This window comes from Desulfosporosinus hippei DSM 8344 (assembly GCF_900100785.1).
GTDB classification, from domain to species: Bacteria; Bacillota; Desulfitobacteriia; order Desulfitobacteriales; family Desulfitobacteriaceae; genus Desulfosporosinus; species Desulfosporosinus hippei.
In genome coordinates this window covers 98,445-114,803 of the sequence record NZ_FNCP01000010.1, presented here as the reverse complement: position 1 = coordinate 114,803, position 16,359 = coordinate 98,445, and the positions used below count along the sequence as shown (strand labels likewise).

The following is a 16,359-nucleotide window of genomic DNA, read 5'->3' as shown; positions in this document are numbered from 1 at the left end:
GGGATTTAGATGCAACTAAGTGATATGGAAGTAAAGAAAGTCCTTGACCGAGGCATGTTAACCAGAAGTTTAATTGAAAATGAAACCGCCATGAAAAAGTGTCAGATGTATAATGAAATGGCAAAAGACGCTGCAGTTAAGGGTTTTTTTAAAGAACAGGCTAAAGGCTTAGAGGATGTAGTTGGTTATTTTAAAAAAGGAATGGTAGAACTTCAATAGAAAAGGAGGGATTTATTATGAGTCAATTTTCGGATTTAGATATGTTATATGATTATGAAAAAGACGCTGCGGCTGCTGCAATGGGTTACATGACATTGGCTACACGTGCACATCATGCAAATTTAAGAGACATATACTTACGTTTAGCTAATGAAGCAACTAATGCCCATAGTAAAGTCAGCAAATTAATTAGCCAAAGTGGTGGAATTGCTTAGTAAGCGTAAAATAAAGAACCGGGAATCAAAAAATTCCCGGTTCTTTATTTTGCTTTTATATTTAGCCAGCAACTTTGCGTGAACGATAAAGAGCTGTCTTATGACGAATACGTTGAATAGCATTATCTAACGATTTTGGATGAAGTCCTAAATTCTTTGATACTTCACGCTGTTTGAATCCCTGTATAAAATAGTGTTCAAACACTAAACGTTCTAAATTAGACATATTTTTATTTAGATCATCAATCATTGAATTGACTTCATCATTGGCGATAACCATTGAAGCAGGGTCTTCAGCATTGGGCAATAACTCCAAAAAACTTGTTTCATCAGACTCGGAAATTGCATTATTTAGAGAAAAAGCATCATTAAGATTAGAGTGTTTTTGGCGTGTATACTTACGTAGGCTATCAATTAGTTTGCGTTTTATGACCATTCTTAAAAAATGAAGAAAGGGAATAGTAGTATCTTGGTCATAAGACATTATTGCTCGATAAATAGCAATTCTGCCCTCTTGTAATAAATCCTCATAATCTGCCCGAGGTAAATAATATTTTGCTGCAATCATACGAATTTCTGGTTCATAATAAAGTATAAGCTCATTTAAAGCATCTTTATTGCCGGAGCGCGCTGCTTCAAGCATGGCAGTCTCCTTATTCTGGTTGCAAATGTTCGAAGTCATGGCGCTCTCAACTCCTTGTCAATAAATTGCACTCATCTATCAGAGTTTAATAAAGTTAATGCGATTTGACAAGGACAATTTAGTGGACAATACTCCATGATTTGCCAATAGAATACTTGAAGCAGTCTATGTTATAAGATTTGTTAAAAGGATTTTAACAAATTTACAGTTTCAATGGCAGTCATAGCTGCATCGAAGCCTTTGTTGCCTGCTTTTGTTCCTGCCCGTTCAATAGCTTGTTCAATGCTATCTGTTGCTATAACTCCAAAAATTATCGGTACCCCGGTTTGTAAGCCGACTTGAGCAATTCCTTTACTAACTTCATTACTAACAAGATCAAAATGTGGAGTAGCTCCACGAATCACTGCACCTAAGCAGATGACTGCATCATACTTTTTAGATAGTGCCATTTTCTGAGCAACTAAAGGAATTTCAAATGCTCCGGGAACCCAAGCAATTTCAATGTCACTTTCCAGAGCACCGTGGCGGTGTAAGCCGTCAATGGCTCCACTAACTAATTTGCCAGTTATAAACTCGTTAAAACGTGCAGCGATAATTGCGATTTTCAATCCTTGAGCGATAAGGTTTCCTTCATAAGTCTTCATAATAAATATCATCCTTTCTGTACCATCAAGAGCATAGACTAGACTTTACTATTAATAATTTAAGTACTAACGTACTTCTGATAAAAAATGGCCCATTTTTTGTTTTTTAGTACAAAGGTATTTGGTGTTTTCTGGTTTACTTGAAATTTCTAAAGGCACCCGTTCTACAACATTTAAACCATAACCTTCTAAACCAACAATTTTGCGAGGATTATTAGTCATTAAGCGAACTTTGGAAATTCCAAGATCCGCTAAAATTTGAGCACCGACACCATAGTCACGCAAATCTTCCGGAAAACCTAAGGCTAGATTTGCTTCGACGGTGTCTTTTCCTTCTTCCTGAAGCTTGTAAGCTCTTAATTTATTTAACAAACCTATACCGCGACCCTCTTGGCGCATATAGAGCAGAACGCCGCGACCTTCCTGTTCGATTTCTTCCATAGCTGCGGCCAATTGATCACCGCAATCACACCGCTTAGAATGGAAAACATCCCCAGTCAAACATTCAGAATGTACTCGGACAAGAACTGGCTGCCCATCATCGACAGTCCCCTTAACTAAGGCGATATGTTCTTCGTTATCTAAGATGCTCAGGTATCCTACGGCACGGAATTCACCGAATCCGGTAGGAAGCTGAATACTCTCAACTTTTTCAATTAGTTTTTCGGACTGGCGTCGATAGCTGATAAGATCTTTTAAAGTAATCAATTTAAGATTATGTTTTTTCACAAATAATTGAAGGTCAGGTACTCTGGCCATTGAACCGTCTTCATTCATAATCTCACAGATTAGACCAGCAGGCTGAAGACCGGCGAGACGAGCCAGATCAACAGAGCCTTCTGTGTGACCAGCACGAGCCAGTACTCCTCCTTCACGAGCTTGAAGTGGGAAGATGTGACCTGGACGTTGTAGGTCGCTGGGTTTGCTGTGAGGATTCACTAGAACTTTAACGGTCTCGGCTCTTTCGAAAGCAGAGATCCCCGTGGAGCTAGTTATTGCATCAACACTTACAGTAAAAGCTGTACCATGAGGATCTGTATTATTATTAACCATCTGCTCTAGCTGGAGGGAGTGTATTCGATCTTTTGTCAACGGAACACATATTAACCCTCGTCCATAGGTAGCCATAAAATTAATTGCTTCAGGAGTAGCCATTTCAGCGGCCATGACTAGATCCCCTTCATTTTCACGATCCTCATCATCAACCATAACTACCATTTTTCCTAGACGTATATCCTCTAAAGCCTCTTCAATTGTATTAAATGACATAGCACTCACTCCTTACTTTCAAATAAGTATATTCTTAAATAAATCCATGCTCTGCTAAAAAACCCAGCGAAAGGTCTGGCTTCTTAGTGCTTTGGTTAGTGTTTAGGCCCATAAAACGAGCAACGTATTTTCCAATCAAGTCTGTCTCAAGGTTAACACCGGCACCAATTCCTTTTATCCCTAGAGTTGTTTCTTTAGAAGTATGTGGAATAAGTGAAACTGTGAAATAGTCTGCTTCTACATCGATTATTGTTAGAGAAATCCCATCAATAGCAATTGAACCCTTAGGGAGCATAAATGAGAGAAGTGCAGGCGGAGCATTGATTTCATAGACTTGTGCGATTCCCCATGGGACAATTCGACGAATGCTGCCGACTCCATCTACATGCCCGCTAACTAGATGTCCACCTAACCGTGTTTGAAGCTGTAAGGCTCTTTCTAAATTAACACGACTGCCACTTTTTAAATCAGCTAAATTGGTTTTTGCCAGGGTTTCAGCCATTACATCTACGGTAAATTCATGGCTGTTAAGATGAATAACAGTTAAGCAGACACCATTGACAGCAATGCTATCACCAATCTGAGTGCCATTCAGTACTTTAGTACCTTCAAGCGTAAGTTGACCAGAATCAGGCAAAAGTCGAAGACCACGGACGATGCCTAGTTCTTCTACAATACCGGTAAACACATCAATATCCTCCCTAACCATCAAACTTTTGGTTGGATATACCCTGTAACATGCAAGTCGCCAGTGGACATATCAACACTAAGGTCATTGAGATTTATGGCCTCAGCCATGCGTTCAATATGAAGACCTGTGAGGGGAGAAGGCCCATTGCCTCCAACCAGTTTAGGTGCGATAAACAATTCTACTTTGTCGACCAAATTCTCTTGCAGCATTGCACCCGCTAAGTCGCCGCCACCCTCAAGAAGAACACATGTCCAGCCGTTTCGTACCAGATCTCGCATAAGCTTATTTAAGGGGACATAACGTTCGGTATCGTATTGCCACACATCTACGCGAGGTAGAGAGTCAAGACGTTTAATTTTTTCTTTCGAGGCTGACAATGTAGTGGCTATTATACAGTGACTGACAGGAGAAGAAGTTAGAACTTTTGCATTTTCATTAATACGTAAGCTGCCGTCTATTATTAATCTGATAGGATCCTTTCCGTTTAGACTACGACATGTAAGAGCGGGGTTATCTTTATGGACAGTTTCACTTCCTACTAAAATAACATCGCAGCAATTACGAAGTTGATGAGCAAAATTTCTCGAGGCTTCGTTACTTATCCAACGAGAGTCTCCGGTTTCTGTAGCGATTTTCCCATCTAAAGTCATTGCCGATTTATAAATAACAAAAGGGAGGCCTGTAGTGATAGCTTTTATAAATACTTCGTTGAGACGTTGTGCTTCTTGATTCATTAATCCTAAATCAACTTGAATACCTGCCTCGCGCAGTCGGTCAAGACCTTGACCGGCGACCAGTGGATTTGGATCCATCATAGCAACAACAACTCGTTTGATTTTGGCATGAATTAAGGCGTCAGCACAGGGCGGCGTTCGGCCAAAGTGGGAACATGGCTCCAAGGTTACGTAAGCCGTTGCACCATTTGCTTGATCTCCTGCGGCTAATAGAGCGTGGACTTCAGCATGAGGAGTTCCTGCCTTATGATGAAAACCTTCTCCGATAATTTGGTTATCTTTAACTAAAACACAGCCGACTAAGGGGTTAGGGTTGGTTCTGCCCATCGCTTTGGCTGCTAGTTCAAGAGCTCTTCTCATAAACTGTTCGTCACCGGAAGTTGAAGAACTTACTTTTTGCATGGAAATTTCCTTTCTTAATATTTCATTTAGTGTCTCCAAAACCTTAAAAATTAAGGGGGGAAAAACAAAAAAAACACCTCTTCCTCTAGGTGTTGAATAAGATACAGCTCAAATAAAGCGTATGTACGCAATTAGACTGTTCCTCTTCTCATCCAGACTATACTGTCGGCCCTGGAATTACACCAGATCTGCCATAAGGCTCGCGGGCTTTACCGCCGGTAGGGAATCTCACCCAACCCCAGAGGAGTATTACGATTATTGAATTTATTATAGTTTACTCCACGCCTCTGATTTTAGCAACCCTCTTAACAATTTTCTTTAGTTACCATGCATAACTAAAAACTCACTTTTTAACAAGCCCATTAGAATAGCGTCATGATAGCTTCCTAATACATAGCGTGCTTCGCGTAGACGACCTTCAATTTTAAATCCGACTTTTTCGTAGGCCTTAATAGCTCTGAGATTGCCATCCCAAGTATCCAACGAGATTCTGTGTAAGTTCCATTGCGTGAAAAGATATCGTGCAAATACGATCAAGGCATCAGTACCATAACCTTTTCCCCAAAAGGATTTATTACCGATCACAACGAAGAGGGTCGTTGATCGACTGGGTATATTAAGCTCCTTAAAACCAATTGTTCCAATAAGATAATTATTTTCATCAAGTATAGAATACCTGTAACCATCAGAGGAACCGTCAAGGAATTTAATCGATAACTGCTCTTTATTTAAGAGAGTATTCAAAGGCCATGCACCTGTAGACCACAGATTGACTTCTTGATCATTATACCATTGGTATATTTCATCAATGTCATCTTCCTCAACCGGTCGCACTGAAGTTTTTAAACCATGTAGCATGATTAACGACTCCTTATATATAAATATAGATAGATAGGCTACAGTATTCTTCTATAGTATATACCCTTTATATCCTCTATAACAGTGATAGGTAAAACATTCTGCTATTTATCTAATCTAAGTAAAATTAAATATGTGTAATATTTAAAATATAATAACTATTTGCAAATTTGCAATGAATAGTTATAAATTTTGTGCTTTGAGAAGTTCTAGAATAAAGAGATCTTAAGTAGATATTTAGTAGCAATTTAAATAATTAAGTTTAACTAGTTTAAAGATCAAAAGTACTTTAAGATGCACATTAAAATAGTGAGTTATTAAAATCTTGTATTATGGTTTAAGCGACAAATAGGAGACTTGACAAAAACTATGTTTTTATCAAATCCCCTATGAGTATTAAAAATAAATATTTTAATTAAGAGTATTATTTTTAATTGAATTGAAAAAATAGATGGTCGGGGCGACAGGATTCGAACCTGCGGCCTCTTGGTCCCGAACCAAGCGCGCTACCAAACTGCGCTACGCCCCGACTTTTTAAGAACGATTATCATCTTAACAAATGAAATTCTATCTGTCAACATTATTTTATAAAACTGTTTAAGTTACTGAAAAAACTGAAACTTCAAGCAATACACAATTAAATGAATGACAATTCATTGATTAATTCATCCTTATATAATAGAATACCTCTATAGCATAGCGTTACCACTATTTCCAAAACTGTTAAATATAAGCTTTGAAATGGAATATGTTAGGTTATTAATTATGAGTTGAGATTGCTACACCTATTATTTTAAGATATACTTTAGTCAAGCAATAAATACAGATGTTTCCAATGGTTTATACATAAGGAGAGAAAAGATTTGAGGAAAATAGGGATTGTCATGGACTCTACGGGATATTTATCAAAGGATATCTTAGATCAATTTCAGATTTGCGTTGTACCCCTTAATGTAAATATTGGGGATGAAACATATCCTGAAACAGAATTAAGCAATCGTGTTTATTTCGAAAAGTTAAGTCGGATATCTGGTCTATCAACAACATCTCAACCTTCTGTTGGCAAGTTTTTAGAAGCTTATGAAGCGATGTTTGCAGAGGGTGTCGAAGATATCATAAGTATTCATATTTCTTCGGCCATCAGTGGCACTATCCATTCAGCTCAAATGGCAAAAGAGTTAGCTTCTAAGTCAGATATTCATATCTTTGATTCTAGATCATCGGCTTTAGGACTGGGTGTTTTAGCCTGGGCTGCTGCTGAATGGGCCCAACAGGGTCTTAGTGTTATTGAAATTATGGAGCGTTTAAAAAGCCTTGTACATGAAACAGAGTTGTATTTTATAGTCAATACTTTGGATAACCTTAGAAAAGGTGGTCGAATTGGTGGAGCAGCTGCATTGGTTGGGACTTTACTTCAGATAAAGCCGATTCTCTACTTTAATGATAGTGCTCATATTGATGTTTTTGACAAAGTTCGTTCCCGTTCCAGGGCATGGCAATGTGTACTAGACGAATTGATACGAGCTTTATCTTCAGGAAAACGCTATAGGATTTGTGTAATGCATGTCAATATACCTGATGAAGGGGTAATATTGCTTAACGAACTTAAGGAACGTTATCCAGAGCATGAAGTTCGTTTGTTTGAGGCAGGTCCTGTCATCGCTACACATGTTGGAGCAGGCGCGTTTGGATTAACATTCCATCCGTGGCCTTATTAGAATATGAATATTATTCATCTATTACGGTTTCTAAAAAGGAGGTGAACCTCTGAGATTAACCCATGAATGATAGGCTCAATCAATAGGGATTCTCAAATCTGAATTATTTAGAACTCGTAAGGAATTAAGATCTGAAATAACGAAGATAGAATTATTGTCATTTGTTCTAAACCCAAAAAACAAATGAACTGGTGTGTCAGTATTAGTTAGAGTTAAAACACATGACTTAACAGAAATATCAGTTTAAAAAATAGATTTCAAAATATACTGAATATTATACTAAATTTCCGCAATGATTACCTTGATATTAGTATGATTAATATTGTAATATTGAAAAATTATATAAAATAAAAAATATATTCAGAAAGTTTGCAGGATTTAGCCAACAAAAAAAGAATACATAATTAATAAAATCGCAAGATTTTGATAATGATTTGTGTTTTCGCTGTAAAGGAGTGGAGGCTTTTTGAAAATAGCAATTTCTGGCAAAGGCGGCGTTGGTAAGACTACCTTTGCTGCTAATTTTGCCCAATGGCTATCCCATAAAGATATTTCCGTTTTGGCGGTTGATGCTGACCCGGATGCTAGTTTAGGAACTATCTTAGGAATACCTGATGATACTTTGGCAAATTTAAAACCTATTGTTGATATGAAAGAACTAATTGAAGAGCGTATGGGGGGGAGTGGAACCTATTATCCCCTGAATCCTAATGTAGATGATGTTTTAGATGATTACAGTGTTTCTTTAGGTGATCTTAGATTCTTTCGCATGGGCAATGTAAAGGGCGGAGGAACTTCTTGTTATTGCAAAGAAAACAGCTTTTTGCGTGCTTTGGTTAATTCACTGATCCTTGGTGAAAAAGATACTGTTATTTTAGATATGGGTGCAGGAATCGAACAACTTACCAGGGGAACGGCTTTGGGTGTCGATGTTTTGGTTATTGTTACTGAACCCAGTAAAGTTAGTGTTCAGACTGTAAAAGTTATTCAAAAACTTGCTGCAGAGCTAGGTATACCTCGAGTCCTTGTCGTCGGCAATAAAGTTCGTAATCCTAAAGATGAAAATTTTCTTAGAGACCACTTTCCTTCAGAACAGCTTATTGGCATCATCCCTTACAGTGACGAGCTGTTGGAAATGTCCTTAAATACAGGTAATCTAGAATTACCTGGCGGGTCTCTGGGAGTTGAGCTCAATACAATTTATCAAAAAATCGTTGACGAAGGGAGATGACAGAGGTTTCGTAGTAAAGATGTGAGTATTTGTCTGAGACAAGATTTTAGAAAAGAGGAGGGTGTAATATGCCTAGATATCGGGATTTAACCCATACCGCCCGACCATCCGATGCACCACGAGTTGTAGATCCGAAGAATCCCATTCGTACAACCGACCCAGGTGCCCTTCAAATGTTGGACATGATTAAGGATAAAAATATTGAGACGGTTTATGATCGAGTAGTTGCTCAACAACCTCAATGCGCATTTGGATACAAAGGAATTTGCTGTCGTATCTGTATTGCTGGGCCTTGTCGGGTTAAAAAGGATGATGGTCCTGGCAGTCGTGGAATTTGTGGAGCTTCTGCCTATACTATTGTATCGCGTAATATAGTTCGAATGATCGCCGGAGGAGCTGCATCTCACTCCGAACATGCACGTCATGTATTGCATACAGCTCATGCCTTAGTCGACGGACATGCTGGCGATTATGAAATTAAATCTCCTGAAAAGCTTCGTAAATTAGCACAGAAGTTGGGAGTAGAAACTTTAGATCGTGAAGATAAGGACATTCTTAGAGATGTTGTAGAAATTGGGTATGCAGACTTCGGGCGCTATCAGGATCGCCCTTTGGCCTTCCTAGATTCTTTCATGACAGAAGGACGGCGTCGGAAATTCCAACACACCAATATTATGCCGAGAAATATTGATGGATCTATTACAGAACTTATAGCTCAAACAGCTATGGGTGTTGACAGTGACCCAGTAAATATCATCTTTGGCGGACTAAAAAGTGCTCTTGCTGACCTTGGCGGAGAATATATCGGAACAAACCTAAGCGATGTGTTGTTTGGAATCCCACAACCTATTGTTTCAGAAGCTAACTTAGGGGTAATTGATCCTAAAATGGTCAATATTGCTGTGCACGGGCACAATCCTGTGTTAAGTGAAATGGTAGTTGCCGCGGCACGGGCAATGAAGGCTGATGCCGAAAAGGCAGGAGCTGAAGGCGTTAATATCGTAGGGATCTGCTGTACTGGAAATGAATTGCTCATGAGGGAAGGTGTTTACCTAGCTACCTCTTCTGCTTCTCAAGAAATGGCTATCCTTACTGGTGCTCTTGACGCAATGGTTGTAGATATTCAATGTATCTATCCGGCTGTCCAAACCCTTGCTGAATGTTACCATACAAAGGTAGTTACAACAGAAGCAATTATGAAAGTTCCTAGTGCTCAACACATTGCCTTTAATACCACTTCGGCCATGGATGATGCTAAGAAGCTTATCAGAATAGCAATTGAAGCTTACAAAAATCGTGATCCTAAGAAAATTTCTATACCTAATGAAAAACATAAGCTTGTTGCAGGTTTCAGTGTAGAAGCCCTTACTGAAATCTTCTCAAAAATCAATCCCGAGCGTCCGATCTCAGTGCTCACTAATGCAATATTGAGTGGCCAAATCAAAGGGGTTGCACTAATGGCTGGCTGTAACAACCTTAAACGTGCCCAAGATGAATCCCACAATATTGTTCTAAAAGAGCTTGTGAAAAATGACGTTTTTGTTATTTCTACCGGCTGTTCATCAGGAGCGTTTGCCAAATTTGGCTTAATGTCGCCATCTGCCGTGGATACTTACGCCGGAGAAGGATTAAAATCCTTTATTCAAACCTTAGAAGCAGCAAATCCCCAATTGGCAACAGGCCTGCCGCTAGTCTTCCATGTGGGCTCTTGTGTAGATAACAGTCGTGCTGTTGATTTAGCTGTCGCTATGGCCAATGAACTTGGAGTGGATATACCTAAAGTTCCGTTTGTTGCATCTGCTCCTGAGGCCATGCATGAAAAAGCAGTTGCGATTGGATCTTGGTGTGTCACTATGGGACTGCCTACTCATGTTGGTTCCTTGCCTCCTGTTGAAGGCAGTGACCTAGTCTATGGTATTACAACCCAAATTGCCCATGATGTTTTTGGCGGCAATTTCATATTTGAAGTTGATCCTGTCCTTGGAGCATCAAAGCTAATCGATGCTTTGGAGTATAGAACTTGGAAATTAGGCATTCATAAGCAAACAGCGGAAAAAAATGAGACAGCATTAGCCCAAGGTTGGTAAGAAAGGAGGAATGTATATGTCTATGGAGGAAATTTACGCAGACGCAATTAAGGACCCCAATAATCAGCCTAAAAAACTCTTACGCAGAGCCTACGATGGTACTACCATTGCGATGACCTATGCGGAAATCTTATTAAATCGGGCAATTAAAGATTATGGTACAGAGCAAGAAGTTGGTTATCCAGATACAGCATATCACCTTCCGGTTATCACCTGCCTTTCTGGAGAAAAGGTTACCAAATTAGGTGAATTGGTTCCGATTCTGAATCGCATGCGCAGTCAAATTCGCACAGATTTAACGTTTGATAATGCTCGGCTATGGGGTGAGTCTGTACTCTATGCTGCGGAAATTATTGAGACACTTAATTATTTGCGTGGAGAGCAACCAAAAGTTAAACCTTGGACAGGATTCCTTGGTGACCCGATAGTTCGGAAACATGGTATTAAGATGGTTGACTGGACGATTCCCGGAGTTGCAGTTATTTTAGGACGGGCAAAAGATTCTCAGGCCGCTAAGAAAATCGTCGATAACCTAATGGGAAAAGGGTTCATGATCTTTCTCTGCGATGAGATCATCGAGCAATTGCTTGAATTAAACGTTAAAATCGGAGAAGACTACATCGCTTTCCCTGTAGGAAACTTTACTCAAATTATCCATGCTGTGAACTATGCCTTCCGTGCAGGGCTTGCTTTCGGTGGGATTCCGGCGGGAGAACGGGAAAACCATCGTGATTATCAACGTCGTAGAGTCCGGGCTTTCGTTCTCAATCTTGGCGAATTGGATGATGTCAAGATTGCTGCATCAATGGGCGCAATTTTCATGGGCTTCCCAGTTTTGACGGATCAAACCCTGTCTGAAGACATGCAAATCCCAGATTGGTATATATCCGAACCCGATTATGAGAAAATAGTCCCCTTGGCTATGGAAGTTCGCGGAATTAAGTTAACCAATATCGAACTACCGATTCCGATTAACTTTGGGCCGGCGTTTGAGGGTGAGACGATCCGCAAAGGAGACACCTACGTCGAATTTGGTGGTGGACGAACCACCGCTTTTGAACTAGTCCGAATGGTTGGGCCCGATAATATCGTAGACGGTCAGGTCACGGTAATTGGTCCCGATATTGATACCGTTCCGGAAGGAACCAAACTTCCCTTGGGACTTAAAATCGATATTTACGGACGTAAGATGCAGGAAGATTTTGAAGGAGTTTTTGAACGTCGAATTCACTATTTTGCGAACTATGGTGAAGGCGTTTGGCACGTGGCTCAACGTGACTTGTGCTGGGTACGGATATCTAAAGATGCCAGAGCCAAAGGTTTCTTAATGAAACACTTTGGTGATCTCTTAATTGCTAAGTTAAAAGAAGAATTCCCAGCAATTATCGACCGTGTCGAGGTTACTATCATGCTTGACCAAGCTGCGGTTGATGAAGGCATTGTTATTGCACGTGAACGTTATAGAGCTCGTGACGACCGCATGAGGAGCTTGACTGACGAGTCTGTTGAAGACTTTTACTCTTGCTTGCTTTGCCAGTCCTTTGCCCCAAATCACGTTTGTATTACTACTCCGGAACGGGTTGGTCTATGCGGTGCCGTAAGCTGGTTAGATGCTAAAGCATCTCATGAGATAGCTCCCAACGGACCGAACCAGCCAATTCCTAAGGGACCAGCAATTGATGAATTAAAAGGTATGTGGCAATCATGCAATGACTATCTATATAAAGCTTCTAACAATACCTTAGAAGAGGTCAATCTCTATACTCTAATGGATAGGCCAATGACATCCTGCGGATGTTTTGAAGCTATCATGGCTATTGTTCCCGAAGCAAACGGACTTATGTTAACAACCCGTGAGCATTCTGGAATGACTCCTTGTGGTATGACCTTCTCCTCACTAGCCGGAACCTGTGGCGGTGGAATGCAGACTCCAGGCTTTATGGGAATTGGAAGAACATACCTGCTCAGTAAAAAGTTCATTCCTGCCGATGGTGGAATCGCGAGAATTGTTTGGATGCCTAAAGAGCTGAAAGATTTCTTGGGTGAAGACTTTGTTCAACGCTCAATTGATGAAGGTTTGGGTGCAGACTTCATTGATAAAATTGCGGATGAGTCAGTAGGTACAACTGCAGAAGAAATCATTCCTTTCCTTGAGGAAAATGGACATCCATGCTTTGGCCTTGACCCTCTTATGTAAACAGCATTATTGAAACTATGGCTATCGCCTATGTCTAGAACTAGGCGCTAGCCAAGTTTCTAATGACCTTGCAAGTCTGCTTCTTATTCGAGATCTATTAGAAAGGGGATTTAAAATGGCTCTAACAGGTTTAGAAATCTATAAACAATTACCCAAGAAAAACTGCGGAGAATGTGGAGTGCCAACTTGTTTAGCATTTGCTATGGCATTGGCTTCGGGAAAAGCTGCTTTAGATTCATGCCCATATGTAACCGAGGCAGCCAGAGAAAACTTAGACTCTGCAGCAGCCCCCCCTATCAAAGCTATAAAATTTGGTAAAGACTCTGTTCTTGGTGATGAGACTGTTCTTTTCCGTCATGATAAGACATTTTATCATCCTACAACTTTGCTGATTCATGTCTCCGATTCCCTTAGTGATGATGAGTTAAGTGCCAAGATTCAAGAAATCAAAGGCTTAGAATTTGAACGGGTCGGACTACAATACTCTATCGACGGTGTAGCTATCGTTCAAGAATCGGGAGATGCTGCACGCTATGCTAAGGTAGCCGCTACTGTTGCAGAAGCTACTGATAAGTCATTGCTCTTATTAAGCAACGATGTAGCTGCTTTAAAAGCAGCTTTAGAGCCTTTGGCATCCCGCAAACCACTTATCGGTTCTGCGACCGCGGATAATTATGAGGCTGTGGTTAACCTGGCTAAAGATAACTCTGTTCCTGTGATCATCAAGGCAGAAGGTCTTGAAGCTCTCGAAGAACTTGTTACTAAAGCACAAGCTTTAGGGTATAAAGAATTTGTTTTAGATCCCGGCTCAAGAACTACGGTTAATACCCTTGAGAATCTTACCCAATTCCGGCGTTTAGCTATTAAGAAGAAATTCCGCCCCTTTGGCTTCCCAGTCATTGCCTTTACCGTTAACCAGGATCCAATGGAGGAAATAATGGAAGCCACAGTTTATGTGGCAAAATACGCTAGTGCTGTTGTGTTAAAAACCAGTAAGAAAGCTCATCTGCTACCATTAATGACACTTAGACAAAACATTTACACTGATCCTCAAAAGCCAATTCAAGTAGAACCAAAATTACACTCTGTAGGTAATGTTGATGAAAATTCACCATTCTACATTACTACTAACTTCTCCCTGACCTACTATAGCGTTGAAGGTGAAGTGGAAACTTCCAAGATTCCAAGTTATATACTTCCAATAGATACGGATGGCACCTCAGTCCTTACTGCCTATGCGGCAGGTAAATTTGAACCGGAAAAAATCGTTGAAGCAATGAATGCCAGTGGTATCGCAGATAAAGTAAAACATCGTAACATCATAATTCCGGGCTATGTGGCAGTAATATCAGGCAAATTATCTGAACTATCCGGTTGGAAAGTAGTTGTCGGGCCACGTGAATCCAGCGGAATTGTATCATTCTCTAAAACTTTGTCCTAAGACTCTGTAATAGGCTATGAGAGGGAAGAAAGATGTTTTTATAATATTGATCACACTAATGGGATTTCTTGGTAAAGTAAGGAAGTGAATGCGATGTCCCAGTATCAAATTAAATTCATGCCCGAAAATCGCGTTATAGAAGTCACTCATGGTACATCTCTGCTCAGTGCAGCCGCAAAAGCCGGTATTACGGTTAAATCCGGATGCGGAGGCAAGGGAACTTGTGGTGCTTGTAAAGTTGTCGTGTTAAGTGGAGATCCCATTATTGATGGAACCGGAAATCTCACTCCTGAGCAACTCTCTAAAGGGATACGGCTGGCTTGCAAAACACTGATTCAAGGAGATATGACCATTGAGGTACCTCCTGAGTCACGGTTACAAGAACATCAAGTTTTATTAGGGGATGTACAAAAAGGACTCTTACAGGAAAGCGAACATGATTTACTCGATAAATTTGGACGTCACCCTTTAGCAAGAAAGCAGAGAATTTCACTTTCTAAGCCAACCTTGACGGAAAATTCAAGTGATTGGTCTCGCCTGAGTATAGAACTCCGTCGAGTTTTACAAACAGGAGAAAAGCCCATCCATATTCCTTTATCTGTACTCAAACATCTTCCGGAATTACTTCGCAAAGCTAATTGGGATGTATCCATCACAATAACTGACACTGAAGCTGGTTTAACGATTACTCATATCGAACAGGGGAATGATATCCCCCCTTATGGAGTTGCTATTGATATTGGTACTACGACGGTTGTTGTTTACCTCATAAATCTTATTACGGGTGAAATCGTCGATCAACAAGGTACTTATAATAAGCAGGCTAAATATGGGGATGACGTAATAACACGTATAGTCTATGCGGTTGAAAAAGAGCAGAACTTAATGGAGATCAGGGATGCTGTTGTTGGAACCGTCAATGGTCTGCTTGATAAGATCTTTGCTCGTCAATCCTTGGGTAGTAAGGATATCTCAAGTGCAGTTGTGGCCGGGAATACTACGATGACTCAGCTATTCTTAGGCGTAGATCCACGGTACATTCGCTTGGAACCTTATATTCCTACAATGACAACTGTTCCCTCATATCCTGCTCGAGAGCTTGGGCTTCATATGTTGCCCGAAGCCCTGGTGCATTCCTATCCCTCAGTAGCGAGTTATGTTGGAGGGGATATTGTAGCAGGAACTTTGGTGACGGATTTAGCCAATGGTGAAGATATTATACTTTTTATCGACATTGGCACCAATGGTGAAATTGTACTTGGCAACCAAGATTGGCTAGTTGCTTGCGCCTGTTCGGCAGGGCCCAGTTTTGAAGGCGGAGGAATTACCTTTGGAATGAGAGCTATGCCGGGGGCAATAGAACGAATTTTTGTGGATCCGGAAACTTTGGATGTATCCCTTAAAGTTATCAATAACCAGACACCTGTAGGAATATGCGGATCGGGGCTTGTGGATTGTATAGCTAAACTTTTGAGCGCGGGTATTATTGACCGTGCCGGTAATTTTCAGTTAGAGCATAAGTCGGGTTCGCAACGCTTAAGAGCGACTGCCGATGATAAGGAGTTTGTTCTAGCCTGGGCTCATCAAGCCGGTGGAGAGAAAGATGTGGTCATCACTGAAAACGATATTAAGAATGTTATTCGAGCCAAAGGTGCGATCTATGCTGGAATTCGTTCATTATTAAACATGGTTGCAGTAGATATTGAAATGATTAGCCGAATAATTATCGCAGGTGGTTTCGGCAACTATCTAAATATCCATGATTCAGTCCAAATTGGGCTGCTTCCAGATCTTGAACCGGAGCGGTTTGAGTTTGTTGGAAATGCATCTGTTAAAGGAGCACGACTGGCCTTGCTATCTCAAAATGCATGGCGTGAAGCAGAAGAATTAGGAAAAAAAATGACCTATGTTGAACTTTCAGTCGGAGTAACCTATATGGACGAATATATGGCCGCGTTGTTTTTGCCCCATACGGATATGTCACTATTTCCATCTTTTCAATAAACGTTG

Annotated in this window: 14 protein-coding genes, 1 tRNA gene and 1 riboswitch; of the genes, 8 read left to right on the top strand and 7 right to left on the bottom strand. The window is 40.4% G+C overall.

Annotation, left to right across the window (positions count from 1 at the left end):
* Nucleotides 1–9: 9 nt before the first annotated feature.
* The gene (locus tag BLS16_RS10645; protein ID WP_014903376.1) at nt 10–219 is read left to right on the top strand and encodes a hypothetical protein; all 210 of its coding nucleotides are present in this window, start codon (nt 10–12) and stop codon (nt 217–219) included.
* A 17-nt stretch (nt 220–236) separates the two neighbouring features.
* On the top strand, nt 237–434 hold the full coding sequence (locus BLS16_RS10640; RefSeq protein ID WP_014903375.1) for a spore coat protein: 198 nt from the start codon (nt 237–239) through the stop codon (nt 432–434).
* A 61-nt stretch (nt 435–495) separates the two neighbouring features.
* Here BLS16_RS10640 and BLS16_RS10635 read toward each other — a convergent pair whose 3' ends face one another.
* The 7 genes from BLS16_RS10635 to BLS16_RS10605 all read right to left on the bottom strand — a co-directional run bounded on the left by BLS16_RS10635 (nt 496) and on the right by BLS16_RS10605 (nt 6,204).
* Entirely contained in the window at nt 496–1,116 is a 621-nt protein-coding gene (locus BLS16_RS10635) for a sigma-70 family RNA polymerase sigma factor (RefSeq protein WP_092333068.1), read from the bottom strand.
* A gap of 143 nt (nt 1,117–1,259) precedes the next feature.
* Nucleotides 1,260–1,721 (bottom strand): 6,7-dimethyl-8-ribityllumazine synthase, encoded by a 462-nt coding sequence (gene ribH / locus BLS16_RS10630; RefSeq protein WP_034599066.1) that lies wholly within the window; start codon nt 1,719–1,721, stop codon nt 1,260–1,262.
* Nucleotides 1,722–1,787: 66 nt separating this feature from the next.
* Nucleotides 1,788–2,990: a bifunctional 3,4-dihydroxy-2-butanone-4-phosphate synthase/GTP cyclohydrolase II gene (locus tag BLS16_RS10625; RefSeq protein ID WP_092333067.1), complete on the bottom strand. Its 1,203-nt coding sequence runs from the start codon at nt 2,988–2,990 to the stop codon at nt 1,788–1,790.
* A 34-nt stretch (nt 2,991–3,024) separates the two neighbouring features.
* The gene (locus BLS16_RS10620) at nt 3,025–3,678 is read right to left on the bottom strand and encodes a riboflavin synthase (RefSeq protein ID WP_092333065.1); all 654 of its coding nucleotides are present in this window, start codon (nt 3,676–3,678) and stop codon (nt 3,025–3,027) included.
* Nucleotides 3,679–3,698: 20 nt separating this feature from the next.
* Entirely contained in the window at nt 3,699–4,817 is a 1,119-nt protein-coding gene (ribD, locus tag BLS16_RS10615; protein WP_092333063.1) for a bifunctional diaminohydroxyphosphoribosylaminopyrimidine deaminase/5-amino-6-(5-phosphoribosylamino)uracil reductase RibD, read from the bottom strand.
* A gap of 136 nt (nt 4,818–4,953) precedes the next feature.
* Nucleotides 4,954–5,067, bottom strand: a riboswitch (FMN riboswitch).
* Between the two features lie 68 nt (nt 5,068–5,135).
* Nucleotides 5,136–5,675, bottom strand: coding sequence for a GNAT family N-acetyltransferase (locus BLS16_RS10610; RefSeq protein ID WP_092333061.1), 540 nt, complete (start codon nt 5,673–5,675; stop codon nt 5,136–5,138).
* Between the two features lie 452 nt (nt 5,676–6,127).
* Nucleotides 6,128–6,204 (bottom strand) — tRNA-Pro (locus BLS16_RS10605).
* A gap of 334 nt (nt 6,205–6,538) precedes the next feature.
* Between BLS16_RS10605 and BLS16_RS10600 the strand changes: the two genes are divergently transcribed.
* The 6 genes from BLS16_RS10600 to BLS16_RS10575 all read left to right on the top strand — a co-directional run bounded on the left by BLS16_RS10600 (nt 6,539) and on the right by BLS16_RS10575 (nt 16,353).
* Complete coding sequence (locus BLS16_RS10600) at nt 6,539–7,393, top strand: DegV family protein (RefSeq protein ID WP_092333059.1); 855 nt, start codon at nt 6,539–6,541, stop codon at nt 7,391–7,393.
* Between the two features lie 466 nt (nt 7,394–7,859).
* Nucleotides 7,860–8,624: an ATP-binding protein gene (locus BLS16_RS10595; RefSeq protein WP_092333057.1), complete on the top strand. Its 765-nt coding sequence runs from the start codon at nt 7,860–7,862 to the stop codon at nt 8,622–8,624.
* 68 nt (nt 8,625–8,692) lie between these two features.
* Nucleotides 8,693–10,711, top strand: a complete 2,019-nt coding sequence (gene cooS / locus BLS16_RS10590) for an anaerobic carbon-monoxide dehydrogenase catalytic subunit (RefSeq protein WP_092333055.1) — start codon at nt 8,693–8,695, stop codon at nt 10,709–10,711.
* A 16-nt stretch (nt 10,712–10,727) separates the two neighbouring features.
* Nucleotides 10,728–12,908 (top strand): acetyl-CoA decarbonylase/synthase complex subunit alpha/beta, encoded by a 2,181-nt coding sequence (gene acsB / locus BLS16_RS10585; RefSeq protein WP_092333053.1) that lies wholly within the window; start codon nt 10,728–10,730, stop codon nt 12,906–12,908.
* A 115-nt stretch (nt 12,909–13,023) separates the two neighbouring features.
* Nucleotides 13,024–14,349: an acetyl-CoA decarbonylase/synthase complex subunit gamma gene (acsC, locus tag BLS16_RS10580; protein ID WP_092333051.1), complete on the top strand. Its 1,326-nt coding sequence runs from the start codon at nt 13,024–13,026 to the stop codon at nt 14,347–14,349.
* 93 nt (nt 14,350–14,442) lie between these two features.
* Nucleotides 14,443–16,353, top strand: a complete 1,911-nt coding sequence (locus BLS16_RS10575) for an ASKHA domain-containing protein (RefSeq protein ID WP_092333049.1) — start codon at nt 14,443–14,445, stop codon at nt 16,351–16,353.
* The last annotated feature ends 6 nt before the right edge of the window (nt 16,354–16,359 follow it).

Coding starts and splice junctions, on each gene's coding strand:
- acsC (WP_092333051.1), top strand. CDS start 13,024: ATGGCTCTAACAGGTTTAGAAATCTATAAACAATTACCCAAGAAAAAC.
- BLS16_RS10635 (WP_092333068.1), bottom strand. CDS start 1,116: ATGACTTCGAACATTTGCAACCAGAATAAGGAGACTGCCATGCTTGAA.
- BLS16_RS10640 (WP_014903375.1), top strand. CDS start 237: ATGAGTCAATTTTCGGATTTAGATATGTTATATGATTATGAAAAAGAC.
- BLS16_RS10610 (WP_092333061.1), bottom strand. CDS start 5,675: ATGCTACATGGTTTAAAAACTTCAGTGCGACCGGTTGAGGAAGATGAC.
- ribH (WP_034599066.1), bottom strand. CDS start 1,721: ATGAAGACTTATGAAGGAAACCTTATCGCTCAAGGATTGAAAATCGCA.
- acsB (WP_092333053.1), top strand. CDS start 10,728: ATGTCTATGGAGGAAATTTACGCAGACGCAATTAAGGACCCCAATAAT.
- ribD (WP_092333063.1), bottom strand. CDS start 4,817: ATGCAAAAAGTAAGTTCTTCAACTTCCGGTGACGAACAGTTTATGAGA.
- BLS16_RS10625 (WP_092333067.1), bottom strand. CDS start 2,990: ATGTCATTTAATACAATTGAAGAGGCTTTAGAGGATATACGTCTAGGA.
- cooS (WP_092333055.1), top strand. CDS start 8,693: ATGCCTAGATATCGGGATTTAACCCATACCGCCCGACCATCCGATGCA.
- BLS16_RS10645 (WP_014903376.1), top strand. CDS start 10: ATGCAACTAAGTGATATGGAAGTAAAGAAAGTCCTTGACCGAGGCATG.
- BLS16_RS10575 (WP_092333049.1), top strand. CDS start 14,443: ATGTCCCAGTATCAAATTAAATTCATGCCCGAAAATCGCGTTATAGAA.